Source organism: Gaoshiqia sediminis, assembly GCF_025907915.1.
Classification (GTDB): Bacteria; Bacteroidota; Bacteroidia; order Bacteroidales; family Prolixibacteraceae; genus Gaoshiqia; species Gaoshiqia sediminis.
Genome location: NZ_JAPAAF010000162.1, coordinates 1 through 311, shown reverse-complemented (window position 1 = coordinate 311; position 311 = coordinate 1). Strand labels below are relative to the sequence as shown.

1 protein-coding gene is annotated in these 311 nt (G+C 42.4%); it reads left to right on the top strand.

Translation table 11 applies throughout. The features are described from left to right. On the top strand, positions 1-311 hold a 311-nt coding region (locus N2K84_RS20405; protein ID WP_282593669.1), incomplete at both ends, for a transposase.

The following is a 311-nucleotide window of genomic DNA, read 5'->3' as shown; positions in this document are numbered from 1 at the left end:
TGTTGGTCTGGGTGGCTATGCCATCGGGTACGATATTTTTGAAGGCAATATTTACGAAGGGCACACACTGATCCCGTTCATTGAAAAGATTAGTGCGAAGTTTAAATTGAACAAACCTGTTGTTGTTGCTGATGCCGGTCTTTTGTCAAACACAAACATAAAAGCATTGGAACAGCAGGGATATGAGTACATTATTGGTGCCAGGTTGAAAAATGAACCGGACAAGGTGAAAAAACAGATTCTGGAAACACCGTTCTCAGATGGACAGATCTTCAGGATTAACAAGTCAGGCCGAACCCGGCTGATTGTTA